The following is a 23,400-nucleotide window of genomic DNA, read 5'->3' on the forward strand; positions in this document are numbered from 1 at the left end:
GGGCGACCGCATTAGGTTGTGGTCATGAGCGCGGAACTGACGCTGGGCGCAGAAGAAGAGCTTCACCTCATCGAACTCGATTCCTGGCGGTTGTCGGCCTCGGCGCCGCAGCTGCTCAAGGAGTTGCCGGGCGGCAGCTATGCCGCCGAGCTTCAGCGCACCACCGTCGAGACGAACACCGACGTCACCGAGACCCTCGCCGGGCTGCGAGCCGAGCTCGTGCGGTTGAGGCGAGGCGTGATGGATGTCGCCGGTCCGTTGGGCGTCGGAATCGCCGCCGTCGGCACCGCACCCCGCTCGGAGATCTCCGACTTCGAGCTCACCTCGTCGCAGCGCTTCGGCGCCATGCAGGAGAAGTACCGGCTTCTCGTGGACGAGCAGCTGATCTGCGGTTTCCAGGTGCACGTGGGAGTCTCCGACCGCGATCTCGCCATCCAGCTCGCGCAGCGTGTGGCCGAGCATCTGCCCGTTCTGCTGGCCCTCTCGGCGAGCTCGCCGTTCTGGAACGGACACGACACCGGCTATGCGAGCGTGCGCAGCCTCGTCTGGCAGCGCTGGCCGAGCGCGGGGGCGACCGGGCCGCTCGAATCTGCCGCCGAGTACGACGAGCTCATCGCCGACCTGATCGGCACCGGCGTGATCGCCGACGACGGCATGGCCTACTTCGACATCCGGCCATCGGCCCATGCGCCCACCCTCGAACTGCGCGTGTGCGACGCTTTGCCGCTCGTCGACGATGCGGTGCTCATCGCCGGACTGTTCAGGGCTGCCGTGCGCGCCGCCGAGATCGACATCGAGAACGGTGTGCCACTGCAGCCTCGTCGAGCACCCGTGCAGCGGGCCGCGCTCTGGCAGGCAGCGCGCACAGGTCTCTCGGCCGAACTGCTCAGCGCCGGGGCGCGACCGCGTCCTATCGAAGCGGCGGAGGCGGTCCGCAGCCTGGTCGAGAGCCTCCGTCCCGCGCTCGACGAGTTCGGCGACTACGACGAGGTGCGGTCCCTGGCAGAGGAGGCCCTCGCCCGAGGCAACTCGTCGCACAGGCAGCGCGCCACGTTCGCACGCACACAGCAGCTCGACGACGTCGTGAGACTCGTGGTCGCCGAGACCCAATCGATCGGAGAACGCTCATGACGACGAACCCGCGCCGCGCGATCGGCTTCACCACCGAGCTCGTCGCGGGCGCCGTGGCCCTCCGCAGCTGGACTGTCGCCCTGCAGACGACGCCCACGGAGTTCTACCCGCGCTTCGGCCCCCTGCCCGCGGTCGTGGGAGTCGTGGACCAGCCCGACACCTGGGACGTCGTCGGCTACACGCGCACGCTCCGACTCTCCGACGGCAGCACCGTCGTCGAGACCATCACGCACAGCGAGCCGGGCGCGTTCTTCGCCTACGACCTGAGCGAGTTCACGGGCGTGCTCGGTCGACTCGTCAGCGGAGGGCGCGCGGAGTGGACCTTCACCCCGGCAGGCCCCGGTGGTTCCGACGCCTCGGGCGGCCCCGGCGGCTCGAGCCCGCACTCCGAGTCGGCGACCACGAACATCCGCTGGCAGTACCGGTTCTTTCCGCTGCCCGGCCGGGCGTTCGTCGTGCGCGCCATCGTCGGCCTGTTCTGGGCGCCCTACATGCACCGGGTGCTCGGTTCGATCGTCGAGACGATCGAGGCTCGGGGAAGCCGGCCTCACGACTGAGCCGCGCCTCCGCTCGTGCGCGGGATCGCCTCGAGCAGGGCGCGGGTGTACGCATTCTCGGGGCGCGCGAAGATCTGATCGACGCTACCGCTCTCGACGACCTTCCCCCGCTGCAGCACCGTCACCGTGTCTGCGAGCTGCCTGACCAGGGCCAGGTCGTGCGACACGAGCAGGTACGACAGGCCGTGCTCCCGTTGGAGGCGCGACAGCAGCTCGAGGATGCCCGCCTGTACGCTCACGTCGAGAGCCGACGTCGGCTCGTCGAGCACCACAACATCCGGCCGCACGATGAGGGCCCGGGCTATGGCGACGCGCTGGCGCTGGCCGCCCGAGAGCTGTCCCGGTCGGCGTGAGAGAACGGATGCCGGCAGACCGACCTCCTCGATCGTCTGCTCGACGAGACGGGCGCGTTCGCCCCGTTCGCCGACGCGGAAGCGGTCGAGAGGCTCCCGCACGATCCGGCTCACCCGCCAGGTGGGATCGAGCGACGTGAAGGGATTCTGGTAGACGAGCTGCAGGTGGCGCCGCAGACCGCGCAGCCCCGCCGACGTCTGCCCGTGCACCGGCGTGCCCGCCACCTCGATCCGTCCGGCATCCGGCTGTTCGAGGCCCAGCAGAAGGCGTACCGCGGTGGTCTTGCCCGACCCCGATTCGCCGACGAGCGCGTGGGTCGTTCCCCTCGGGAGCGTGAACGAGACGCCGTCGAGCGCGGTCACGTCGACGTCGCCCGAACGGAACCGCTTGGTGACGGCGTCGACCTCGACCGCGGGCGAGGCGACGGCTGAGGCGACGGCGGGGGTGACGGCTGGGGCGACAGCGGGGGCGACAGCCGGGGTGGCACCGGATGCCGTGCCGCGCTGGATACGGTACCGGTCGGGGTTCAGGGCGGGCACGTCGGCGTGCAACTGCCGCGCGTACTCCGACGTCGGGGTCGAGAAGACCTGGCTCGACGAACCGCTCTCCTCGACGATCCCGTTCTTCAGCACCACGATCGAGTCCGCCCGCTCGGCGGCGACCGCGAGGTCGTGCGTGATGAGCAGCAGGCTGATGCCCAGGTCTCGACGCAGCTCCGAGAGCAGGTCGAGGATGAGCTTCTGAATCGTCACGTCGAGCGCCGAGGTGGGCTCGTCCGCGACGATGAGCGCCGGCCTCGGCAGCACGGTCAGTCCGATGAGGACGCGCTGCAGCATGCCGCCGGAGAGCTGATGCGGATACGAGGCGTAGACCCGCTCGGGGTCGGGAAGGCCGACCCGCTCGAAAACCGACAGGATGTCTCGGCGCCGGACCCGCACATCCGATTCGCCCGCGAGCGCGGCGGCCTCGTGGGCCTGCGAGCCGATGGTGCGCACCGGGTTCAGGGCCGACGACGGGTCCTGGGGAATGTAGCCCAGGAGGCGACCGCGCAGGGGCCTGAACTGCCGCTCGGGCAGGCCGAACAGCTCGCGGCCGTCGAGGCTCACGCTTCCGCTCACGGCGCTGTCGCCCGTCGGGAGCAGGCGCAGGATGCTCTTCGCCACCGTCGACTTGCCCGAGCCGGACTCGCCGATCAGCGCCAGGCTCGCGCCGCGCTCGAGGGTGAAACCCACGTTGCGCACGACGGTGGTGTCGCCGTAGGAGACCGACAAGCCTTCGACGCTGAGCAGGGGCCGCGCGTCAGGCGGACCCGAACGAACGGGTGGGACGACCTCGGCAAGCGCCGGCCGCGTGGTGTCGATCGATACGGTCATTGGGTTCTCCTCAACCAGGTACTGATGCGGTTCACGGACAGCACGGTGATCACGATCACCAGCGCGGGCGCGTAGATGAGCCACGGTGCGGTCGCGTACGACTTGCCCGAGGCCACGAGCAGGCCCCAATCGGATGCCGGTGGCGGGTCCCCATAGCCGAGGAACGCCAGTGACGCGATCACCAGGATCGAGGTGCCGAACTGCAGCACGGCCAGCGCGACCACCGACTTGTAGGTGTTGGGGAGCACATGGCCGAGCAGCGCGTGGAGCCGGTTGCCGCCCTGCAGATAGGAGGCCTCGACGAAGACCGATCCGCGCGCCCGCAGAACCTCGGCACGCATCAGCCGGGCGAAGATCGCGATCGCGGAGACTCCGGTCGCGATCGCCGCGTTGATCGTCTGGAAGCCGAGGGAACTCACGATGACGACGGCCAGGAGGAAGCTCGGGATGGCGAGCAGCACGTCGACGACCCGGCCGAGCACGACGTCGACCGCCCCGCGAAGGAATCCGCTCGCCAGGCCGATGACGCTGCCGACGATGAGCCCGATCGCCACGGCCACGAGCGCGCTCGTCACCGACGATGCCGTTCCGTACACGACCCGCGCGAACACGTCCCGTCCGAGGTGATCGGTTCCGAACCAGTGCGCACCGCTCGGCGCCGTCAGCTTCTCGGCCGTGTCTCCGACCGTCGGGTCGTACGAGGTGAACAGCCAGGGCACCAACGACCACAGCAGCACGATGACGATGACCACCGCGGCGACCGCCACCGTCGGCGGCACACGAACGGCCGAGCGTCCAGCGGCGCGGATGCGCTCCGTCGGTGTCACGAGTCCTGTCAGGCTGGTCATGCGGGTACCTCGAGCTCTCGTTCGGGCGTCGCGTCTCGTTCGGACGGCGCGTCTCGTTCGGACTTCACCTTCGGCCGAGCCTTCGCGTCGAGCCGCGGATCCAACAGCGGCGACGCGAGGTCGGCGAACAGGTTCACCGTCACGAAGACGACGGCGGCCAGCGACACCACGGCCTGGAGCACCGGCACGTCCTGGCTGGTGACGGCCTTCTGCACGACCGTGCCGAGACCGTCGCGACCGAAGATCGTCTCGGTGATCACGGCTCCTCCGAGCAGTTCGCCCACGATAAGTGCGATCATCGCGACCGCGGGAAGCATCGACGGCTTGACCAGGTGCCGCGCGAACAGTCGCGCCTGGCTCAGCCCGCGGGAGCGCGCGACGACGGCGTACTCCTGCCTGGACTCGTGGTCGAGGTTGGCGATGAGCACCTCCGCGAGCGGCGCCGCTACAGGGATGGCGAGGGTCAGGGCGGCGAACAGTGTCGCCGCCGCACTGTCGGGATCGATGGTGGTGAACACGTGCAGCCGGAACGCGAAGATCTCGATCAGAATGAGGCCGACGACGAAGTTGGGAACCGACAGGAAGAGCGACGGCACCGATCGCAGCACCCCGCGAGCCCATCGACTCGGCAGGTACTGCACGCCGTAGGCGATGACCACGGCGATCATCACCGAAAGCAGCAGCGCGGTGCCGGCCAGCGTCAGCGTCGAGGGCAGCGCGTCGCCCAGCAGCTGCGACACGGGCAGATTCGACTGCAGCGAGAACCCCAGGTCGCCCGTCACGAAACGCCCCAGCGACAGGATCAGCTGGATGACGACGGGCTTGTCGAGTCCGTAGTGCGAGACGACCCGCTGGATCTCGTCGTCGGTGAGGCCGTTCTGCGGATCGCGGAGCATGGTCGTGATGGGATCGCCGGGCAGCACGCTGATCACCAGGAAGGTCGCGACGTAGGCCAACAGGATGACGATGACGGCCTGCGCCGCCCGCAGCAGCGCGTATCGTCCGTAGGACCTGCTCACGGCGCTATCCAGGCGGTCGCGAAGTTGGCGAAGGCCAGACCGTTGAAGGTCACGCCCTTCACCTTCGGCGACAGCAGGTAGAGGCGCTGCACGAGCTGCACGGTCGGGATCGAGTACCCCTGCTCGAGTACGTACTGCTGGAGCTCATCGACGAGCGCCGTTCGCGAGTCGCGATCCGAGGCTGTGGCGATTCCGTTCGCCAGGTCGTTCAGCTTCTGGTCGCTCGTTCCCGTCTTGAACCAGTCCTCGCCCTTGTTCTGGCTCGTGAGGACTCCCGCGACGGTGCCGACGTCGACGAAGCTTCGCGACGTCTGGAACAGGGGCGGATGCGCGGCGAGGACCGCGGCGTAGCCCGACACGTCGACGACGTTCAGGTTCACCTTGATGCCGATGCGCTTCAGTTGCTGGGCGATGAGTTCGTCCTCGGCCTGGGTCGAGGGCACGTAGGGATTGGGGGTCACCGTGAACTCGAGCGTCGTGCCGTCTTTCGACCGGTATCCATCGGAGCCGAGCACCCATCCCGCCTCGTCGAGCAGCTTCTCCGACTTGTCGGGGTCGTACGAGAGCAGCTCGCTGTAGTCGCCGGCCTCGGGAACGTTGCCCTGCAGGAACGACGTGGCCACGTCCCACTTGTCGGTGTACACGGTGTCGACGATGTCCTGGCGATCGATGCCGTGCTGGATGGCCTGCCGGACGGCGAGTTCGTTCGTGGGGGCGACACTGGTGTCGACCTGGAACCCGTCGGTGAACCCCAGATAGCGAGGGGTGTCGACGACGAAGCCCTGGTCGGTGAGCGACTCGATCTCCTGCGGTTCGACGTTGTACGCCACGTCGGCCTGGCCCGACGCCACCGTCGAGGTGCGCACCGATGTGTCCTTGATCACCTTGTAGGTGATGGTGTCGAGATACGCGGCGCCGGTGTGGCCGATCGCCTCAGGCCCCCAGTCGTAGTCGGGCCGCTTCTCGAGCACGTAGCTGTCGCCCTGTGTGAACGACTTCACGGTGAACGGCCCGCTGCCGACCTGCTGCGCGAGATCGGCCTGGTCGTCGATCGGCAGGGCCAGGGTCGCGGGCGACAGCAGGATCGTGCCGTGATAGGCCAGCGTCGGGATGAAGCTCAGTGCCGGCGAGGTGAAGAAGACATGCACGGTCGAGCTGTCTGTCGCCTCTGCCCGGTCGAAGTTGCCCGAGGGGAAGAGGCCCACCTTGCTGATGCCCCGGTCGGGGTCGCCCTTGGCCCAGATGTTGATGTTGTCGACGACCGCGGCCGCATCGAGCGGGCTGCCGTCGGAGAAGGTGACGCGCTCCTTGAGGTGTAGAACGAATTCGGTCGCCCCGTTCAACTCCTCCCAGCTCGTGGCGATCCACGGACTGAGGGTTCCCTGCTCGTCGACGTAGATCAGCTTGTCGGTGATCTCACCCCACAGGTTGCCCTCGTAGCTCGAGATCGAGGTCTTGCTCGATACCCAGCCCGCGTCGTAGCCCTGGATGAGGAAGGTCAGATCGCCGCCCTCGACCGGAGCGGAGTCGGAGGACGACGGCGCGGAGGCGGTGCCCGCGGCGCACGCTGCGAGCAGTGCTGTCGTCGCGGCGGCGGCCACGACGGCGCTGGCGGCCCGCCGTATTCTCTTCGAGATGATCATGGTGTTCTCTTTCTGCTGGAGGGGTGCGAAGGGATGACGGCCTAGATGGCCTTGCCGGGATTGAGCAGGTGCTGCGGATCGAGCGCGGTCGCGATGGCACGCTGCGCATCGATCGACCGTTGGGACAGTTCGAAGGCGGCCCACTCGCGCTTGAGCGTGCCGATGCCGTGCTCGCCCGAGACAGTTCCGCCGAGCGCCAGGGCGATTCGCACGAGCTCCGTGGCCGCGTCGGCGAGGGAGGTCGGAACAACCGCCGGGTCGTCGCCCGGTTCGATCTCCTGGGTGATCAGCGGGTGGAGATTGCCATCACCCGCGTGGGCGACGGCCGAGATCTCGACCCCGAACCGTGCCTCGAGGGCGGCGAAGGAACGATAGACCGCCGGAAGCGCCGACTTGGGAACCGCGATGTCCTCGCCGATGAACCGGCGCGAGGTGGGCAGGCCCCGACCGTGCCGGCGCAGCTCCCAGAGCGCCGCCGCAGCCTCGTCCGATTCAACCGTGACACGCGCGCCGACCGTGGTGAGAGCATCCTCGAGGTCTGCGGCCTGCTCGTCGATGCCGTAGCCGTCGAGCTCGATGAGAATGAGCGATTCGCCCCGTTCTCGGAGCCGGGTGCCGGAGTGCGCGTCGATGCCCTCCAGGCTGACCCTGTCGAAGAACTCGACGATGGCCGGGCGCACGGGCGAGAGCGTGATCGCGCCCAGACCGTCGGCACCGGATGCCGTGCTGTCGAAGAACGCCGTGACCGTGCGACGGGCGACGGGAAGGGGACGCAGGCGAAGGGTGGCGCGCACCACGATGCCCAGCACGCCCTCCGACCCCACGAAGAGCGAGGTCAGGTCGAGCCCGGTGACTCCCTTGATGGAGCGGTGGCCGACGCTGATGAGGCTGCCGTCGGCGAGCACGACGTCGAGGGCGAGAACAGACTCGCGGGTCACCCCGTACTTGGCGCAGCGCAGGCCGCCGGCGTTCGTGGCGATGTTTCCGCCGATCGACGAGATCTCGAAGCTGGCCGGGTCGGGGGCGTAGAACAGGCCGAACTCGCGCAGATGCGCGTTGAGGTCTCCGTTGATGACGCCCGGTTCGACGACCGCCACCTCGTCGAGTGGAGAGACCTCGACGATGCGGTTCAGCCGCTCGGTCGAGATGACGAGCTGGTCCTCGGTCGCACTCGCGCCGCCGGCCAGCCCGGTTCCCGCACCCCGGGCGACGACGGTGACGCCGAATTCGGTTGCGAGCCGCACGAGGGTCTGCACCTCGTCGGCCGTCGTCGGGAAGGCCACGGCCGGGCCCCGGCGGCCGTCGGGCACCGCGTCGGGCCGCGGCGCGGTCGCGTAGTCGTACCGATAGGCCGCGGTGTCGGTGGATGCCGGTCGCACCTCGATCTGCGGGTGCCGGTTCTGCACAGTGCGCGTCAGGGCGCCGGCAGGGCTGATCGTCGCGGTCGTCTCGGCTGTCGTCATCGTGAATCGGTCCATTCCTCGTAAGGAGACCGATACTGATGGAGCCACGACCGCCGCAGCGGCTCAGCGCGTAACTTTTGGACGCCGACGTAACACAGCGTCAGGTACTTCCGGTGCACCCGCCGGCTGGCTAAGATCCTTCGCCTGTCAGGGCAGCTCCCGCTACCGCCCTCGAGAACCGGCTATCCCGAAATCCGCGCGAAATGATGCGGCTATAGCGTAGGCACCGAGACGAAGGCGGGAGCCAGATGCGCGAACTCACGTACAGCTCGGTTGTGCAGCAGGCGGAGTGGGTCGCGTCGGGCGAGGTCAGCGCGAGGGAGCTCGTCGAGCACTCGCTCGAGGCCATCGATGCCCGCAATTCGTCGCTCAACGCCGTCGCCACGATCATGGCCGACGAGGCCAGGCTGAGCGCCGACGCCCTCGATGCGCAGGGCCGCAACTCCTCCGAGCTCGGGCCGCTGCACGGCGTGCCCATGGTGATCAAAGAAGAGAACGACATCGCCGGCATCCCCACCCGCTACGGCAGCGCAGCCTACTCGACACCCGCCCGCGCAGACAGCGAGGTGGTTCGCCGGCTACGCGCGGCCGGCGCGGTCATCATCGGCACGACGCGCATGCCCGAGTTCGGAATCTGGCCTTTCACCGAGAGCGAAGCCTTCGGGATGACTCGCAATCCATGGAATCTCGACAGGTCTCCTGCCGGATCGAGCGGCGGTACGGCGGCGGCCGTGGCAGCCGGCCTGGTGGCAGCCGGTATCGGCGGCGACGGCGGCGGATCCATTCGGCTGCCCGCCAGCTGGTGCGGTCTGTTCGGGCTCAAGGCGCAGCGCGGCCGAATGAGCCTCGCACCGAACGCCGATCTGTGGCGATCGCTGGGCGTCATCGGGCCGATCACGCGCACGGTCGCCGACAGCGCGCTCATCCATGATGTCATCGCCGGCACCACGGCGGTCGACCGATTCCACGCGGCGCCGCTGGCGGGGTCGATGTATGCGGCGGCGACGAACGAGACCGTGCCTCCGCTCAGAATCATGGTGTCGACGAAGAACCCCTCCGGCGGACCCTCGCCCGACGCTGAGACCACGGAGGCGCTCAAGCGAACCGCGGCTCTTCTGGCGACGCTCGGCCACGAGATCATCGAGGCAGACCCGGCCTACCCCAAGCTGAACGTGCCGTTTCAGCTTCAGCTGAGTGGCGGCATCGGAGACGAGGCGACCCGCGCAGACAAGCCCCGTCGCCTGGAGTCGCGGACGAAGACCATGCTGCGCATCGGTCGCCCGCTGCGTCGGCTCGGAGGCTGGGCAGAGCGAACCGCCTCTCGGCTGGGCGAGCCGTTTCTCGATGAGCTGTTCGGCAGGGTCGATCTCCTACTGACTCCCACCACACCCACTGCTGCCTGGCCGATCGGGCAGTTGCAGGATGCCGGGGCGCTTGCGGCGATAAGACGCGCCACGCCTGTCAGCTCGTACACCTCGGTGTGGAACGTTCTCGGCAATCCGGCCGCCGCCGTGCCCGCCGGGTTCGGTGCCGACGGCATGCCCCTCAGCGTGCAGGTCATCGGGCCGCCGAACGGCGAGCTTGCGGTGCTCGCCCTGAGCGCCCAGCTCGAACGCCACCAGCCGTGGGCCGGTAGTCACCCGGCGACAGGCTGACCGTCGATCCCGCAAACGATGGCCACGGGTCGCTTTCTTGCTATGGTCCGATGCTCCGAATGATGCGCTCCACGTGGGCGCTGATCCACTCCGAATCGAACGGTCGAGTGCGAAGCAACCAGCGGTAGAAGATCGGGCCCACGAACAACTCCGCGACATCGCCCGACTCCGGCACCCCGGCCTCGCTGAGGCGGGTAGAGATAGCGCTCAGCTGAGGCCCCAGCAGCAGCTCTCGGTACTGCGCGGCAAGAACGGCATTTGATTGCAGGTCAGCTGTGAGGGCGCGCAGCAAAGCCTCCTCGAGTGGGTCCGTCAGTTCCCCGATCATTCCGGTAGCCAGTGCGAGGAGGTCGCTCGACAGGTCACCAGAGTTCGGCACGACCACGCGGCCGCTCTCATCGGCACTGCGCGCGAGGAGTGCATCGAACAAGACTGCCCCGGTCGACGGCCACGACCTGTAGACGGTTTGCTTGCTGACGCCGGCCCGCGCTGCGATCCCCTCCATCGTGAGCGGGCCTGCCCCGTTCGCGTCGAGAGCCAGCGAGAGCGCGGCAGCGTGCACTTTCACACGGGTTCGATCGCGGGCCATGAGCAGCAGCATACCGGAGCTAACGAGACGGAGCGTCCAGTTTCGAGGTAGGCTCGCCTCATGAGTTCACCGCAGACCTGGATGATTACCGGAGCCAACCGCGGCCTGGGCCGAGCACTCGTTCACGCCGCCCTGGACGCGGGCCATGCCGTCGTCGCAACCGTCAGAGGAGAGAGTGCTCTACCCGAGCACGATCGCCTGACGGTGCTGCACCTCGACGTTCGGGATCGCTCGGCGGCGCAGGCCACGGTGTCGCATGCTGTCGACACGCTCGGAAGAATCGACGTACTCGTGAACAACGCCGGCTATGGCCTCATCGGCGCGATCGAAGAGGCGACAGAGGAGGACGCCCGCGCGATCATCGACACGAATCTGCTCGGTCCGCTCTGGCTGAGCCAAGCCGTCATCCCGGTCATGCGGCGCCAGGGATCCGGACATATCGTCCAGATTTCCAGCGTGGGCACGGTCGGCACGATGCCGATGCTCGGACTCTACAACTCGACCAAGTGGGGATTGGAAGCGTTCAGTGAGGCGATGGCCGCGGAGGTCGAGCGATTCGGCATCCGCGTATCTCTGATCGAACCCGGGGCCCTCGACACGGATTGGGCGGGCGGCAGCATGCGGTTCAGTTCACCGTCAGACGCCTACGAGGCTCAGCGGATCGAGATGTTCGGGACAGCGGAGGTCCCTTGGCCGTCGGGGGGCGAGTCGTCCGTGGGGACAGCCCCAGGCGATGCCGCGACAGCGATCCTCGATCGGGTGGCCGCATCTGACGACCGCCGGCTTCGGGTACTCATCGGTGACGACGCGCCCATGCAGGTTCGGCAAGCGCTCGATCTGCGCCAGCAGGACTATGCCCGCGATCCCCGCTACGCAGGCACCGGCCAATGACGAGCGGTGCTGATGAGCTACGGGGCGATCGGCCCCTCCCCGCCGTCAGCCCGACAGCGTCTTTCGAACCGACCCACGTTGAGGAAGCAGCCTGAGGGACACGGCGACCCCCGAACAGGGGCTTACAGGCAACTCCCAGAAAAATAACGTTTTGATAACTGGCGCTCCGTTACTCAACCGTTATATGGTTCAAGAGCGTTAGTTGTTTGCTGTGGCAGCTACCGCGGAATGTGATTGCAGGACACTCTTGGTGCAAGGGACGGGCTTTCGTCCGTTAACCGGCCCATTCGATAACTGGCACGCCGCGAACGAAATCGGCCAGACCCGGGGCGTGCTGGAATTGCTGAATGAGCACGAAAATCGACCGAGCACGCGCCTTTGGCGCCATGCACGACCAGGCCTCCCCCCTCATCCTCCCGAACGCCTGGGACGTCGCGTCCGCCCGCGTCGTTCTCGCGTGCGGCGCTCGAGCGATCGCGACGACGAGCGCCGGTGTCGCGTGGTCGAGCGGACACCGCGACGGGAACGAGCTGAGTCGCGACGCCGCACTCGATGCGGTGAGGCGGATCGCGTCCTCTGTGACCGTGCCGATCTCGGCAGATGTCGAAGCCGGGTACGGAGAGACGTCGAGTGACGTGGCCGAGACCGTCACCTCGTTCATCGACGCCGGCATCTCCGGCGTGAACATCGAGGACTCCCTCAGACCGATCGATGAACAGCAGCAGAGGATCGCCGGCGCCCGAACCGCAGCAGACGACGCGGGTATCCCGCTATTCATCAATGCCCGCATCGACACGCATCGGCTCGGCAACATCGGAGGCGATGACTGGTTCGAGGAGACAGTCACACGGGCCACGTCGTACGCACGCTCCGGAGCGAGCGGAATCTTCGTACTCGGCCCCTTGGCGGCAGACACGATCACGAGACTTGCCGACGCGACGACGCTGCCGCTCAACGTCGCCTACGGCCCCGGCACCCTGTCGATCAGCGAACTCTCGAGGGCAGGTGCACGTCGCATCAGCGCAGGATCCTCGATCGCCGAAGCCGCGTACAGCGTCGCGCAGCACTGGGCCTCCGCGATGTTGGAGACGCCGGACGCTCGCGTCTCATCACCCCCCGCTCTCGGCTGGGCCGCACTCAACGGACTCGTCCGCGATTAGTTCCCAGCCACCCCCGATGAGGGGCTCCCAGACACCTCCCAGCAAAATAACGTTTTGGTAACTAGCGCTCCGTTACTCAACCGTTATATGGTTCAAGAGCGTTAGTTGTTTGCTGTGGCAGCTACCGCGGAATGTGATTGCAGGACACTCTTGGTGCAAGGGTCTGTCTGTCTGCAGCATGTCAACCCGCCCCCCGATTTTCGGGGAATCCTCAGTAGCCGCCCTAGTGTGGAGGCCACGAGAGGATCTCTATGACAAAGCCCGTCTCCCCCGTCGCCGCCTGGGAGTCGCTCTTCCGAGCGCAAGTCGCCGTGATGCGCCAGATTGCCTCGGAATTCCCCTCCGACGTCATCTCGCTCAACGAGTACGACGTTCTCTTCACCCTGTCGCTCGCCGAGAACCGCACCCTGCGCATCCGGGAACTCAACGAGAACGTGCTCCTGACGCAGCCGAGCATCTCCCGCCTCGTCGATCGACTCGCCGGCCGCGGACTCGTGACCAAACTCACCGACCCGAACGACGGCCGCGGCACCCTCGTGGCGCTCACTGACACCGGATTCGACCTGTTTCGCGATGCCGCGCACATTCACGGGCGCTCCATCGCCAGCCGCATGAGCACGGCCCTGTCGCCCGACGAGCTCACCGAACTCGCGCGCCTGACACGCAAGCTCTACGCCAGCGTCACCGCCCGATGACCGCTCCGAGCATCGTCTGGTTCCGCGACGACCTGCGGGTCTCCGACAACCCCGCCCTGCACGCCGCCGCAGAGCACGGCGGGCCCATCGTGTGCCTCTACATTCTGGATGACGCCAGCCCCGGCATACGGCCGTTGGGCGGCGCGGCCCGCTGGTGGCTGCACCACAGTCTTGAATCGCTCGCCTCGTCGCTGCGCGACATCGGACTCGAGCTCATGCTTCGTCGCGGCGCGGCCGCCGAGGTCATCGACTCCGTCGTCGCCGACACGGGCGCGCAGGCGGTCTTTTGGAACCGGCGCTACGGCGAGGCCGAACGAACCGTGGATGCCGGCATCAAGTCGTCGCTGCGGGCCGCCGGCATCGAGGCGCAGAGCTCGCAGGCCTCGCTGCTGTTCGAGCCCTGGACGGTGATGACCGGCCAGGACGCCCCGTATCGTGTCTTCACCCCGTTCTACCGCTCGTGTCTCGCCCAGCAGGAGCCACGGCATCCACTGCCTGTCGACGACGACGTGACGGCACTGCCCGACATCGCCAGCGATGATCTCGCCGACTGGCAGTTGCTGCCCACGACACCCGACTGGGCCGGCGGCCTGCGCGACTCGTGGACACCGGGCGAGGCGACCGCCGTGACGCGTCTGCGGTCGTTCCTCGAGACCGAGCTGTCGTCGTATGTGGCCGAGCAGGACCTGCCTGCGCAGGATGCGACATCCGGTCTCTCGCCCTACCTGCGATGGGGCGAGATCAGCCCCTTTCAGGTATGGCACGAGACGCGCTCGTACGTGGCCTCGCTCGACCGCCGCACCGCCGAGGGCGCACGCGCATCCGAGGGGGCGAGCGCGTTTCTGCGCCAGCTCGTGTGGCGCGAGTTCTCGTACCACCTGCTGTTCCACTGGCCGCAGATCACCCACTCGAACATGCGGCCCGCCTTCGACGACTTCCCGTGGGCGGAGCCTTCTCCGGTCGTGATGGAGGCCTGGCAGATGGGACGCACCGGCATCCCCCTCGTCGACGCGGGCATGCGCGAGCTGTGGAAGACGGGCATCATGCACAACCGGGTGCGCATGGTCGTGGCGTCGTTCCTCGTGAAGAACCTGCGCATCGACTGGCGTGAGGGCGAGCGGTGGTTCTGGGACACGCTCGTCGACGCCGACCCTGCGGCGAACGCGGTGAACTGGCAGTGGGTGGCCGGGTCGGGCGTCGACGCGGCGCCGTACTTCCGGGTGTTCAATCCCGAGCTGCAGGCGACGAAGTTCGATCCGCACCGCGAGTACATCCGCCGCTTCGTGCCCGACATCGACGCCGAGACCTATCCCCCGCCCCTCGTCGACCTGAAGCAGTCGCGCGCGGCGGCTCTGGATGCGTACGCCTCGATCTCGAAGGATCGCGCGCTGGGCGAGCCCGGCTAGGCCGCCGCCCCCTCCCGGAGCCCGCCGAGGGGGCCTCGCTCCCTGAGCCTGTCGAAGGGCAGAACAGCCGCCGCTAGATGCCCTCTCCGGGAACGATCGTCGAGTCGATGCTGCGGTTCAGCGCCTGTGCGTCGGCGTCGAGGTCGCGCAGCTGCTGCTGCAGGTCCCCGAGCTGGGTGATCTTGCCGTTGATGGCCGTTCGCCGCGTCTCGAGGTCGGCGTCGCGAGCGATCAGCGCAGCCTTGTCGGCATCGAACCCCGCGGGGTCGTCCGAATACCCGTAGGCCTCGTTCTTGGCGATGAACGCGTCGATGTCGGTGTTGAGCTGTGTCTGGTCGGCGTTGAACGTATTCGTGTCGGACTCGATCTCATCCGCAAGCGCGAGGATCTGGTTCGACAGGTCAGTGGTCTGCTGCTCGAGGTCGCTGAACACCTTCTCGTATGCGGCGTGCAGGCCGACGACGATGCTGCGATCGGTGAAGTACGTCTTGTAGTACGTCTCGAGCTCCGGGTCGAGGTCGGTGAACTCGGTTCCGATGATCGAGTGCAGCTCGGTGAGGCGGGTTCCCGGCTGCGAGACCGCGTAGGCGTCCATGCGCGCCGCCAACTCCGGATCGTCTCCGTGCGCGGTGTAGGCCTCTTCGAGCAGAACGCCGAGACGCTCCTGAGACGCGGTGTCGAGCCTGTCGAACGCGGCGTGCAGCATCTCGTGAGCGGCGGTGACCTCGCGCAGCCCGTCGAGGCGCTCCTCGGTCACGTCGTAGAGGTGGATCGTCTCGCCGGTGTAGCAGCCGAGCAGGAACTGCTCCGGCCTGATTCCGCACGCGGTGTTGAACTCGCTGGCCGTGTTCAGCTCGGGGTGGCTCGTGTAGAAGAGGAAGGTGCCGACCTCGTTCATGTCGGCGCGCTCGACGAGCGACTCGATGTTCTCGCTCGGGGTGAAGTCGGCGACCGACTGGCGATCGGCGATGATCCGCGCGTTCGCGGCGTAGTAGACGCCGCCGGAGACGGGCAGCGCGATGGCCAGCAGCGCCGCGACGCCCACCATCAGGCCCTGCCACCAGGTCATTCCGCGCACGCGCGCGGGCTTCGGCGATCCGGATGCGTACGGTTGCGGCGACGGCGCCGGGAACTGCTGGGTCTGCTGCGGCGGATAAGACGGCTGATGTTGAGCCTGCGGCTGCTGCGGGAACTGAGGCTGCTGCTGCGGTTGTGGAAACTGAGGCTGCTGCGGCGGCATCGGCGGAACCGGCGGTCGACCTTGTGCGCCGCCCTGCTCAGGGCCGGCGGGATACGGGGGCAGACTCACAAAGATTCCTCACACTCGTCGCAACCCCTCCACGATAGCGGGCCTCCGATTTTGCGAGAATGGAGCCCATCGTCGACGACGCCAGGAAGGGCGGTGCTCATGGGTGTGTTCTCTCCGGGATTCCTCGGTCGCAGACGCGAGCGCGACCCCCGTCTGCCGCCCGGCCAGCACGCGGTCACGAACTTTCCCGTGCTGTCGGCGGGGCCCATTCCGAACGTGCGCCTCGACCGGTGGACGTTCGGAATCACCAACGAGCGCAACCAGACCACCGGCTACACCTGGGAGCAGTTCCAGAAGCTTCCGACAGAGGATGTCACCGTCGACCTGCACTGCGTGACCCGGTGGTCGCAGTTCGACATGCCCTGGCGCGGAGTCTCGCTCGATCTGCTGCTCGAGGGGGTCGAGACGACCGCCTCGTTCGCGGTGGCCCGAAGCTACGGCGGCTACACGACGAACATCCCCCTCGGCGAACTGCGCGGCGGCAAGGCCTGGATCGCAACGCGCTACGACGGCAAGCCGTTGAGCGACAGTCACGGCGGCCCGGCCCGGCTGCTCGTTCCCCACCTCTATCTCTGGAAGAGCGCCAAGTGGATCAACCGCATCACCCTGCACACGCACGACCAGCCGGGATTCTGGGAGACCAACGGCTACAACAACCACGGCGACCCCTGGCGCGAGGAGCGCTACTGGTGACCGGTCGGCTGCGCGCGCGCAGAGCCGAATAGACTCGGGTGATCACCGCAAGACGAGGAGCACGATGAGCGCACGCTGGACACGCGTCGCTCGCGGCAGCCTCGCCGCCGCCTTCTCCACCTTCGTCGCGGCGTTCTCGCACGCCGTCTCCGGCGGCTCGGCGCCCGGCATCGCAGCGCTCTCGCTCGCGGTCGCGTTCTCGACCCTGGTGTGTGTGGCCCTCGCCGGTCGCGGCCTGTCGTACTGGCGCATCGGCGCTTCGGTGGCCGCGAGCCAGGTCTTCTTCCACACGCTGTTCAGCCTCATCGTGGAGCCCGCCCCCGCCTCGCCGGCGGCCCCGGCGACGGCCCACGCCGGCCACGACATGGCCGCCATGTTCGTGCCCACGGGCGCCGCGGCATCCGGCGGCGCAGCGATCACCGTCGACGTCGCCATGGTGACCGGCCACGTGCTCGCGGCTGTCGCGACCTTCGCCGCGATCGTGTGGGGCGAGCGGGCCGTTCGAGGCCTGTTGGCCGCCGCGCTCGTGCGCGCGACCCGCCTCACCGCACTGCTTCTTCCCGCCCCGGTCTTTCCTCCTCGCTCCGTGCGCCTCGGCCGCGTGGCTCGCATCGACGCCCCTGCCGTGCTCGAGGTGCTGCGCGCATCCGTCTGGCACCGCGGCCCACCGCTCGCCGCCTGACCCTCACCCCTCATATCCGGCCGGCACTCGCCCGCGCGCCGGAATTCTTTCGCGCACCCTGCGCATCCACTCGCCGGAGCACGCGCGCGTTCGACGCGCCCCTCCGCACACTTTTCAAGGACCCATCATGAAGAAATCCACCCCTCTCGCCCTCGCCTCGACCGGCCTTGGTATCGGCGTGCTCCTCGCCGTCGCAGTTCCTCTCTCCGCCAGCGCCCACGTGAGTGTGACGCCCGCCGCGACGGCGGCCGGCTCGTACACGGTGCTCACGTTCGCCGTTCCCCATGGATGCGACGGGTCGGCCACCACGACCATCGCCATCGACATTCCCGAGGAGATCGCCTCGGTCACGCCGACGGTCAACCCGAACTGGGACGTCTCGAAGGTCATGACGCCGCTGGCCACACCCTCGACGAGCGCACATGGCGAGGCGGCGACCGAGCGCGTCGGCCAGGTCGTGTACACCGCCAAGACCCCGCTGGCCGACGGCTACCGCGACACGTTCGCGCTCTCGCTGCAGCTCCCGGCGGACGCGGCCGGCACGACCCTCGACTTCCCCGTGCTGCAGACCTGCGAGACGGGCTCGACGAACTGGAACGAAGTTCCGGCCGACGGCGCCGACGAGGACTCGGTCGAGCATCCGGCGCCCGCGATCACCGTCACGGAGGCCGTCGCCACGGAGGCGGACGGCGACCCGGTGAGCACCGCCGACACGGCGTCATCGGATGCGTCGGGCTCGGTCGCCGACGCCGGCTCCGGTGACGACGTGCTCGCCCGCGTGCTCGGCATCGGCGGACTCGTCGTGGGCGCGGTCGGCGTCGTCATCGCGGTCGTCGCGACCCGACGCGCTCGAACGGCGTAGTCGCATGCGCATCGCTTCACCGAATCGGACGGCTCGCCGCACGGCGGTCGTCGGCGCGCTGACGCTGCTCGCAGCTGTGACGGTCGGGGCGGTCGGCCAGGTGCCGACCGCCTCGGCGCACAACTACCTGGTGTCGTCGACTCCGGAGGCGGGCTCCGTGCTCACCTCGTTGCCGCCCGAGTTCGTGATCACGACCAACGACGTACTGCTCGACTTCGGGGGCGAGAACACCGGATCGGCCGGCGCGCTCGAAGTGCAGGGCCCCGACGGCCTGTTCTACGGCGACGGATGCGTGACGGTATCCGGGCCGTCGATCTCGACGGCGGCCGCACTCGGACCGGCAGGCGACTACACCGTGATCTGGCGGGTCGTGTCGACCGACGGGCATCCGGTGTCGAACCAGTTCGCGTTCACCTGGCAGCCGGATGCCGCGCAGGTCGCGTCGACCGGATCGGCCGCGGCCCCCGTGTGCCCGACCGCGAACGACGCGGCGGGTGCCGCGGATGGCGACAATTCGACAGGGACGACGTCGGGCGACTCGAACGCGGCTTCGGCGGCCTCGTCCGACGACGAGTTCTTCTCGGTGCTGGCATGGGGCGGCGGCGCACTGGCCGCCGTCGTCGTCGCGGTGACAGTGACCCTGCTCGCGCTGCGCCGTCCCAAACTGGGAGCCGGCCCGGGAAGTGATTCACGACCACCCGGGGATATCTAGCCCTGCTGGCGACCGAAGCTCTGACGCAGACTGGTCAGAGCTTCGGTTCGCAGTGTCGCGAGAGAGGCGACCAATGACAGGAACAGCGTGATCGCAGACAGCACCGCCCAGACGGCCCCCAATCCAGTAGCAGATTCAGCAACAACAGATTCAGTAACACTCGTGAAATTGTCCCCGACGGAGTGGAGAGTCTCCGACCCTCGTGCGTCGGCGCACGACGCCGCATCGCTTCTCGGGTTCATCGAAGCCCGCGGAAGTTCGTTCGAAGTGACGGTTTTGAATCAGGGCGTCGCATCGTACACTGCGACGAGCCTAGATGGCGCACTGGCACTCTTCGCGTCGAAGCGAGATTCCCCTCGACTCTCACCTAATGTTGGAGGAACATCGCGCTCCGCGATGCGGTAAGACACAAGGGGACAGCATGGGAAAGTTGCTTTACGGTGACTCCGACATCGAGATCGAGTTCGACGACAGGGCACTGACGCACCTGCAGATCGTGATCGGCTCCAAGCTGCGCCGAGGTGAGAGCTTCTTCTTCTCGTGGAAAGACGACCCGGCCATCGGCGACGGCCGCTCGAGCATCTGGCTCGACAAGTCCATTCCGCTCTACTTCAAGTTCTTCGGTGGCAAGATGCCCACCCTGAATCGCGAGTGGCTTGAGATCCTCACCTCTTCGGCGAACAGCGGCCAGGGCCTCATCTTCTCGGAGGAGCCCAATGGAGCGACGAACCCGCCTAGAGGTCACGTCTAGAGCTGCCGGCACGGCCGGTATCACAGCACGGGCAGACACGCCCAACACCCCCTTAACAGGGGTAACTTAAACCTGCTGTTTACACGGGCGACTTCGTTTCGTCGCGCGGTCTGACTTTGATTGAGAGATACCCACCCGTATCTCGATCAAGGGAAATCCATGCCCCGCAACCACCCCCGGCGCTTCAGACTCGGCATCGCTGCCCTGGCTGGCGCCGCCCTGGCGGCAAGCCCGCTACTCGCCGTACCCGCGTTCGCCGCGAGCACCGGCGTCGTCATCAACGAGGCGTACGTGAACGGCGGATCCGCCGGCGCCACGTACCTCAACAAGTTCGTCGAGCTCTACAACCCGACGACGGCCACGATCGACCTCAGCTCGATGTCGCTGCAGTACCGCTCGGCTACGGGCACGGTGAACCCGACCGGGGTGCTGCCCCTCACCGGCAGCATCGCACCCGGCGGCTACTACCTGATTCAGGGGAACAGCAATGCCGCCAATGGCGCCGCCCTGCCCACGCCTGACGCCTCGCTGACCTTCTCGTTCGCCGGAGGCGGTGGCACGCTGTTCCTCGCCAACCAGACGACGCCGCTCACTACGCCGGCCACGGGGTCGCTCGTGAACAACCCCGCCGTTGTCGACCTGCTCGGCTATGGAACATCGAACACCTTCGAGACGTCTGTGGCCGCGGCCCCGTCGGTGACGACCTCGATGAACCGCAGCGCGGGCCTCGACACCGACGTGAACTCGGCCGACTTCGGCCTCGCGGCGCCCACACCGCAGAACAGCGGCGGTGAGGCTCCGCCCGAAGAGCCGGAAGAGCCGGAGGAACCGAGCGGCCCCGCGGTTCCCGCCACGATCGCGGAGATCCAGGGGACGACCGACACGAGTCCGCTCGCCGGACAGACTGTCGTGACCCGCGGAGTCGTCACCGCGAGCTACCCGACGGGCGGGTTCAACGGCTACGTGATCCAGACGCCCGGCACCGGAGGAAGCCTCGATCTGGCGACGCACACGGCATCCGATGGCCTTTTCGTCTTCTCGTCGGCAACCGTGCCGCAGGCGACGATCGGCGCGTACGTCGAGGTGACCGGCGTGGTGTCGGAGTACCAGGGCCTGACCGAGCTGACCGTCGCATCCGACGGCCTCGCCGTGCTCACCGAGGCGGTCACCCCGCCTGCGCCCGCAGCAGTCGCCCTGCCGAGCGACCCCGCCCAGCGGGAGTCGCTGGAGAGCATGCTGCTCGCGCCCGCCGGCGACTACACGGTGACCGACAACTACGACACGAACTACTACGGTTCGGTCGTGCTCACCGCCGGCACCGAACCCCTCGTGACGCCCACCTCGGTCACCGAGCCGGGCAGCGCGGAGTACACGGCGCTCGTCGCGGCCAACGCCGCAGCGGCCGTGACCCTCGACGACGGAGCGAGCACCAACTTCAACAGCGCCGCGAACAAGTCGAAGCCCCTGCCGTACCTGACCGTCGAGAACCCGGTTCGCATCGGAGCGGCCGTGACCTTCACCGGGCCGGTCGTCGTCGACTACCGCTTCGGCGCTTGGAGCCTGCAGCCCACGCAGGAGCTCACCCCCGCCAACGCCGCGACCGTTCAGCCCGCGACCTTCGAGAACACTCGCACGGCGGAGCCTCTCGACGTGGGCGGCGACGCGACGGTGGCCTCGTTCAACGTGCTCAACTACTTCTCGACCACGGGCGACGAGCTCACCGGATGCAGCTACTACACCGACCGTGACGGCGACCCCGTCACCGTCAACTCCGGCTGCGATGCGCGCGGGGCCGCCGAGCAGGAAGACCTCGACCGGCAGCAGGCCAAGATCGTCTCGGCGATCAACGCGCTCGACGCCGACGTCGTCTCGCTCGAGGAGATCGAGAACTCGAGTCGCTTCGGGCTCGATCGCGACGCATCCCTCGCCGAGCTGACCGACGCGCTGAACGTGGCGGCCGGCGCAGGCACCTGGGCGTTCGTGCCCTCCCCTGAGGCGGTTCCGGCGGGCGAGGATGTCATTCGCACGGCATTCATCTATCGCGCGGCGGTCGTGGAGACGGTCGGTGACTCGGTGATCGACGACGACACGGCGTTCTCGAACGCGCGCTACCCGCTCGCCCAGGCGTTCCAGCTGGTTGATGGAGGAGAGTCCACGCGGTTCCTCACCATCGTGAACCACTTCAAGTCGAAGGGGTCGGGCATCGGCGAGGATGCGGACCAGAACGACGGGCAGGGCGCGTCCAACGCCTCCCGCGTACGTCAGGCGACGGCCCTCGTCGAGTTCGCCGACGGTCTCGTGACGGACACCGGCATCGACCGCGTGCTCCTGAGCGGCGACTTCAACTCGTATGAGAAGGAGGACCCGATCGACGTCATTCTCGCGGCCGGATACACCGACCTCGGCGAGGCCACCGGCAAGAAGAGCTACGCCTTCGACGGCGCGGTCGGCTCGCTCGACCACGTCTTCGCCTCGCAGGCTGCGGCGGCGGATGTGACGGGTACAGACATCTGGAACATCAACTCGGTCGAGTCGATCGCCCTTGAGTACAGCCGGTACAACTACAACGCGGTCAACCTCTACAGCGCCGATCCCTACCGCTCGAGCGACCACGATCCCGTGGTCGTGGGGTTGGCTCTGCGTGAGGACGCACCCGTGGATCCGGGCACCGGGCTTCCGGGCACTGGGCTTCCGGGCACCGGCGCTCCCGGAGCCGGCGTGCCGGCGCCCGGAGCGGCAGCCGGCAGCGCGGGATCGGGACGCCTCGCAGCGACGGGTACCGACGCGGCACCCGTGCTGTTCGGAGCCCTCGCACTGCTCGTTCTCGGAGCAGGAATGGCACTGCGCCGCCGCCGCTCGGCCTAGGTCGAGTAGCCACACGACGAAAGAGCCGGCGTATCGAGACCACCCTCGCGGTGGTCTCGATACGCCGACTCCGTTCCCTGAGCCTGTCGAAGGGCCGCCTGGCGCGCCCAAGGAGGCGAGGACTAGTCCTTCAGGCGCTCCACGAGAATCGCGCGGCTCATGCGCGAGTACCCCACGACGCCCTTGGCCTTCGCCTGAGCGCGAAGCTCGACGAGCGTCGGCGGCTTCGCAGGCGCCGCGGTCTTCGCGGCAACCTTCGGCGCGGCCTTCGGCGCCGCCTTCGGCGCCGCGGATGCCTTCGGCAGGTCGAGCCCGCGCTTGGTCGCCGGGGGCGCGGATGCGATGGGCGGCTCGGCCGCGACCGGCACCGATGCGACGGTCGCCTTCGTGGCGGTCGCAGGCTTCTTCGCCGGCGCCTGCTTCTTCGCGTCAGGCTTCGCCGTGTCGGGCTTCTTCGCCTCGGGCTTCGCGTCGTTCACGACGGTCTCGAGGTCGCGGGCGACCTTCTTCGCCTGCTTGCGCAGCTCTTTCGAGCGCTCGCTCGCAGCCTTGCGCGCCTTCTTGACGGCGGTCTCCGCCGCGGCGATCGCCTCGCGCGCGGCCTTCTCGAGCTTCTGCTCGATCGACTTCGCCGTCTTCGACGCGGCCTTCTCGTTCGACTTCTTCGTCGCCGACTTCTTCGTCGCCTTCGAAACGGGTTTCTTCGTCTTCTTCTCAGCCATTGCAGCTCCCTCTGGTTGAT

General features: G+C 67.9%; 21 protein-coding genes. 13 read left to right on the forward strand and 8 right to left on the reverse strand.

Annotated elements, in window-relative coordinates:
• Positions 1-24 precede the first annotated feature (24 nt).
• Positions 25-1,131, forward strand: coding sequence for a carboxylate-amine ligase (locus tag ASF06_RS02535; protein ID WP_082500710.1), 1,107 nt, complete (start codon positions 25-27; stop codon positions 1,129-1,131).
• Positions 1,128-1,688 carry an SRPBCC family protein gene (locus tag ASF06_RS02540; protein ID WP_055942903.1) on the forward strand — a complete coding sequence of 187 codons (561 nt, stop codon included), beginning with the start codon at positions 1,128-1,130 and terminating at the stop codon, positions 1,686-1,688. The genes ASF06_RS02535 and ASF06_RS02540 overlap by 4 nt, the downstream gene beginning before the upstream one ends.
• Here ASF06_RS02540 and ASF06_RS02545 read toward each other — a convergent pair.
• Genes ASF06_RS02545 through ASF06_RS02565 form a run of 5 tightly spaced genes read right to left on the reverse strand, consistent with a single transcriptional unit; the run spans position 1,679 to position 8,388 of the window.
• Positions 1,679-3,415 (reverse strand): dipeptide ABC transporter ATP-binding protein, encoded by a 1,737-nt coding sequence (locus tag ASF06_RS02545; RefSeq protein WP_082500653.1) that lies wholly within the window; start codon positions 3,413-3,415, stop codon positions 1,679-1,681. The two genes, ASF06_RS02540 and ASF06_RS02545, sit on opposite strands and share 10 nt — an antisense overlap.
• Complete coding sequence (locus ASF06_RS02550; protein WP_055942906.1) at positions 3,412-4,263, reverse strand: ABC transporter permease; 852 nt, start codon at positions 4,261-4,263, stop codon at positions 3,412-3,414. Before ASF06_RS02550 ends, ASF06_RS02545 begins: the two co-directional genes overlap by 4 nt.
• Positions 4,260-5,282 (reverse strand): ABC transporter permease, encoded by a 1,023-nt coding sequence (locus ASF06_RS02555; RefSeq protein WP_055942909.1) that lies wholly within the window; start codon positions 5,280-5,282, stop codon positions 4,260-4,262. Before ASF06_RS02555 ends, ASF06_RS02550 begins: the two co-directional genes overlap by 4 nt.
• Positions 5,279-6,925, reverse strand: coding sequence for an ABC transporter substrate-binding protein (locus ASF06_RS02560; RefSeq protein WP_055942912.1), 1,647 nt, complete (start codon positions 6,923-6,925; stop codon positions 5,279-5,281). Before ASF06_RS02560 ends, ASF06_RS02555 begins: the two co-directional genes overlap by 4 nt.
• 41 nt (positions 6,926-6,966) lie before the next feature.
• Positions 6,967-8,388: an FAD-binding oxidoreductase gene (locus ASF06_RS02565; RefSeq protein ID WP_055944071.1), complete on the reverse strand. Its 1,422-nt coding sequence runs from the start codon at positions 8,386-8,388 to the stop codon at positions 6,967-6,969.
• A gap of 248 nt (positions 8,389-8,636) precedes the next feature.
• On the opposite strand from ASF06_RS02565, the gene ASF06_RS02570 reads away from it, so the two are divergent.
• A complete protein-coding gene (locus ASF06_RS02570; protein ID WP_055942915.1) occupies positions 8,637-10,043 on the forward strand; it encodes an amidase in 1,407 nt (468 codons plus the stop codon).
• Positions 10,044-10,083: 40 nt separating this feature from the next.
• Here the strand turns inward: ASF06_RS02570 and ASF06_RS02575 are convergent, their stop codons facing one another.
• The gene (locus ASF06_RS02575; RefSeq protein WP_235500865.1) at positions 10,084-10,644 is read right to left on the reverse strand and encodes a TetR/AcrR family transcriptional regulator; all 561 of its coding nucleotides are present in this window, start codon (positions 10,642-10,644) and stop codon (positions 10,084-10,086) included.
• 48 nt (positions 10,645-10,692) lie between these two features.
• Here ASF06_RS02575 and ASF06_RS02580 point away from each other — a divergent pair, with 48 nt between their 5' ends.
• The 4 genes from ASF06_RS02580 (at position 10,693) to ASF06_RS02595 (ending at position 14,784) form a co-directional block, all read left to right on the forward strand.
• Positions 10,693-11,523, forward strand: a complete 831-nt coding sequence (locus ASF06_RS02580; RefSeq protein WP_235500866.1) for an SDR family NAD(P)-dependent oxidoreductase — start codon at positions 10,693-10,695, stop codon at positions 11,521-11,523.
• Between the two features lie 347 nt (positions 11,524-11,870).
• Positions 11,871-12,683 (forward strand): isocitrate lyase/PEP mutase family protein, encoded by an 813-nt coding sequence (locus ASF06_RS02585; protein WP_055942918.1) that lies wholly within the window; start codon positions 11,871-11,873, stop codon positions 12,681-12,683.
• A gap of 251 nt (positions 12,684-12,934) precedes the next feature.
• Positions 12,935-13,378, forward strand: a complete 444-nt coding sequence (locus tag ASF06_RS02590) for a MarR family winged helix-turn-helix transcriptional regulator (RefSeq protein WP_055942920.1) — start codon at positions 12,935-12,937, stop codon at positions 13,376-13,378.
• Positions 13,375-14,784, forward strand: a complete 1,410-nt coding sequence (locus ASF06_RS02595; RefSeq protein WP_055942923.1) for a cryptochrome/photolyase family protein — start codon at positions 13,375-13,377, stop codon at positions 14,782-14,784. The genes ASF06_RS02590 and ASF06_RS02595 overlap by 4 nt, the downstream gene beginning before the upstream one ends.
• A gap of 73 nt (positions 14,785-14,857) precedes the next feature.
• Here ASF06_RS02595 and ASF06_RS02600 read toward each other — a convergent pair whose 3' ends face one another.
• Positions 14,858-16,093, reverse strand: a complete 1,236-nt coding sequence (locus ASF06_RS02600; protein WP_157439045.1) for a hypothetical protein — start codon at positions 16,091-16,093, stop codon at positions 14,858-14,860.
• A gap of 99 nt (positions 16,094-16,192) precedes the next feature.
• Here ASF06_RS02600 and ASF06_RS02605 point away from each other — a divergent pair, with 99 nt between their 5' ends.
• The 6 genes from ASF06_RS02605 (at position 16,193) to ASF06_RS02630 (ending at position 22,658) form a co-directional block, all read left to right on the forward strand.
• Positions 16,193-16,786, forward strand: a complete 594-nt coding sequence (locus tag ASF06_RS02605; RefSeq protein WP_055942929.1) for a molybdopterin-dependent oxidoreductase — start codon at positions 16,193-16,195, stop codon at positions 16,784-16,786.
• 64 nt (positions 16,787-16,850) lie between these two features.
• Positions 16,851-17,468: a hypothetical protein gene (locus tag ASF06_RS02610; protein ID WP_055942932.1), complete on the forward strand. Its 618-nt coding sequence runs from the start codon at positions 16,851-16,853 to the stop codon at positions 17,466-17,468.
• Between the two features lie 127 nt (positions 17,469-17,595).
• Positions 17,596-18,330: a YcnI family copper-binding membrane protein gene (locus ASF06_RS02615; RefSeq protein WP_055942935.1), complete on the forward strand. Its 735-nt coding sequence runs from the start codon at positions 17,596-17,598 to the stop codon at positions 18,328-18,330.
• Between the two features lie 4 nt (positions 18,331-18,334).
• The gene (locus ASF06_RS02620; protein ID WP_055942939.1) at positions 18,335-19,042 is read left to right on the forward strand and encodes a copper resistance CopC family protein; all 708 of its coding nucleotides are present in this window, start codon (positions 18,335-18,337) and stop codon (positions 19,040-19,042) included.
• Between the two features lie 421 nt (positions 19,043-19,463).
• On the forward strand, positions 19,464-19,793 hold the full coding sequence (locus tag ASF06_RS02625; RefSeq protein ID WP_044442452.1) for a DUF7882 family protein: 330 nt from the start codon (positions 19,464-19,466) through the stop codon (positions 19,791-19,793).
• A gap of 159 nt (positions 19,794-19,952) precedes the next feature.
• Complete coding sequence (locus tag ASF06_RS02630; RefSeq protein WP_055942942.1) at positions 19,953-22,658, forward strand: ExeM/NucH family extracellular endonuclease; 2,706 nt, start codon at positions 19,953-19,955, stop codon at positions 22,656-22,658.
• 122 nt (positions 22,659-22,780) lie between these two features.
• Here ASF06_RS02630 and ASF06_RS02635 read toward each other — a convergent pair whose 3' ends face one another.
• Positions 22,781-23,380: a hypothetical protein gene (locus ASF06_RS02635; RefSeq protein ID WP_055942945.1), complete on the reverse strand. Its 600-nt coding sequence runs from the start codon at positions 23,378-23,380 to the stop codon at positions 22,781-22,783.
• Positions 23,381-23,400: the final 20 nt, after the last annotated feature.

The organism is Agreia sp. Leaf244, from assembly GCF_001422695.1.
Taxonomy (GTDB): Bacteria; Actinomycetota; Actinomycetes; order Actinomycetales; family Microbacteriaceae; genus Agreia.

Bases quoted from the DNA above. Each gene is read 5' to 3' on its own strand.
- ASF06_RS02535 (WP_082500710.1), top strand. From the start codon at position 25: ATGAGCGCGGAACTGACGCTGGGCGCAGAAGAAGAGCTTCACCTCATC.
- ASF06_RS02540 (WP_055942903.1), top strand. From the start codon at position 1,128: ATGACGACGAACCCGCGCCGCGCGATCGGCTTCACCACCGAGCTCGTC.
- ASF06_RS02545 (WP_082500653.1), bottom strand. From the start codon at position 3,415: ATGACCGTATCGATCGACACCACGCGGCCGGCGCTTGCCGAGGTCGTC.
- ASF06_RS02550 (WP_055942906.1), bottom strand. From the start codon at position 4,263: ATGACCAGCCTGACAGGACTCGTGACACCGACGGAGCGCATCCGCGCC.
- ASF06_RS02560 (WP_055942912.1), bottom strand. From the start codon at position 6,925: ATGATCATCTCGAAGAGAATACGGCGGGCCGCCAGCGCCGTCGTGGCC.
- ASF06_RS02565 (WP_055944071.1), bottom strand. From the start codon at position 8,388: ATGACGACAGCCGAGACGACCGCGACGATCAGCCCTGCCGGCGCCCTG.
- ASF06_RS02570 (WP_055942915.1), top strand. From the start codon at position 8,637: ATGCGCGAACTCACGTACAGCTCGGTTGTGCAGCAGGCGGAGTGGGTC.
- ASF06_RS02575 (WP_235500865.1), bottom strand. From the start codon at position 10,644: ATGCTGCTGCTCATGGCCCGCGATCGAACCCGTGTGAAAGTGCACGCT.
- ASF06_RS02580 (WP_235500866.1), top strand. From the start codon at position 10,693: ATGAGTTCACCGCAGACCTGGATGATTACCGGAGCCAACCGCGGCCTG.
- ASF06_RS02585 (WP_055942918.1), top strand. From the start codon at position 11,871: ATGAGCACGAAAATCGACCGAGCACGCGCCTTTGGCGCCATGCACGAC.
- ASF06_RS02590 (WP_055942920.1), top strand. From the start codon at position 12,935: ATGACAAAGCCCGTCTCCCCCGTCGCCGCCTGGGAGTCGCTCTTCCGA.
- ASF06_RS02595 (WP_055942923.1), top strand. From the start codon at position 13,375: ATGACCGCTCCGAGCATCGTCTGGTTCCGCGACGACCTGCGGGTCTCC.
- ASF06_RS02605 (WP_055942929.1), top strand. From the start codon at position 16,193: ATGGGTGTGTTCTCTCCGGGATTCCTCGGTCGCAGACGCGAGCGCGAC.
- ASF06_RS02610 (WP_055942932.1), top strand. From the start codon at position 16,851: ATGAGCGCACGCTGGACACGCGTCGCTCGCGGCAGCCTCGCCGCCGCC.
- ASF06_RS02615 (WP_055942935.1), top strand. From the start codon at position 17,596: ATGAAGAAATCCACCCCTCTCGCCCTCGCCTCGACCGGCCTTGGTATC.
- ASF06_RS02620 (WP_055942939.1), top strand. From the start codon at position 18,335: ATGCGCATCGCTTCACCGAATCGGACGGCTCGCCGCACGGCGGTCGTC.
- ASF06_RS02625 (WP_044442452.1), top strand. From the start codon at position 19,464: ATGGGAAAGTTGCTTTACGGTGACTCCGACATCGAGATCGAGTTCGAC.
- ASF06_RS02630 (WP_055942942.1), top strand. From the start codon at position 19,953: ATGCCCCGCAACCACCCCCGGCGCTTCAGACTCGGCATCGCTGCCCTG.
- ASF06_RS02635 (WP_055942945.1), bottom strand. From the start codon at position 23,380: ATGGCTGAGAAGAAGACGAAGAAACCCGTTTCGAAGGCGACGAAGAAG.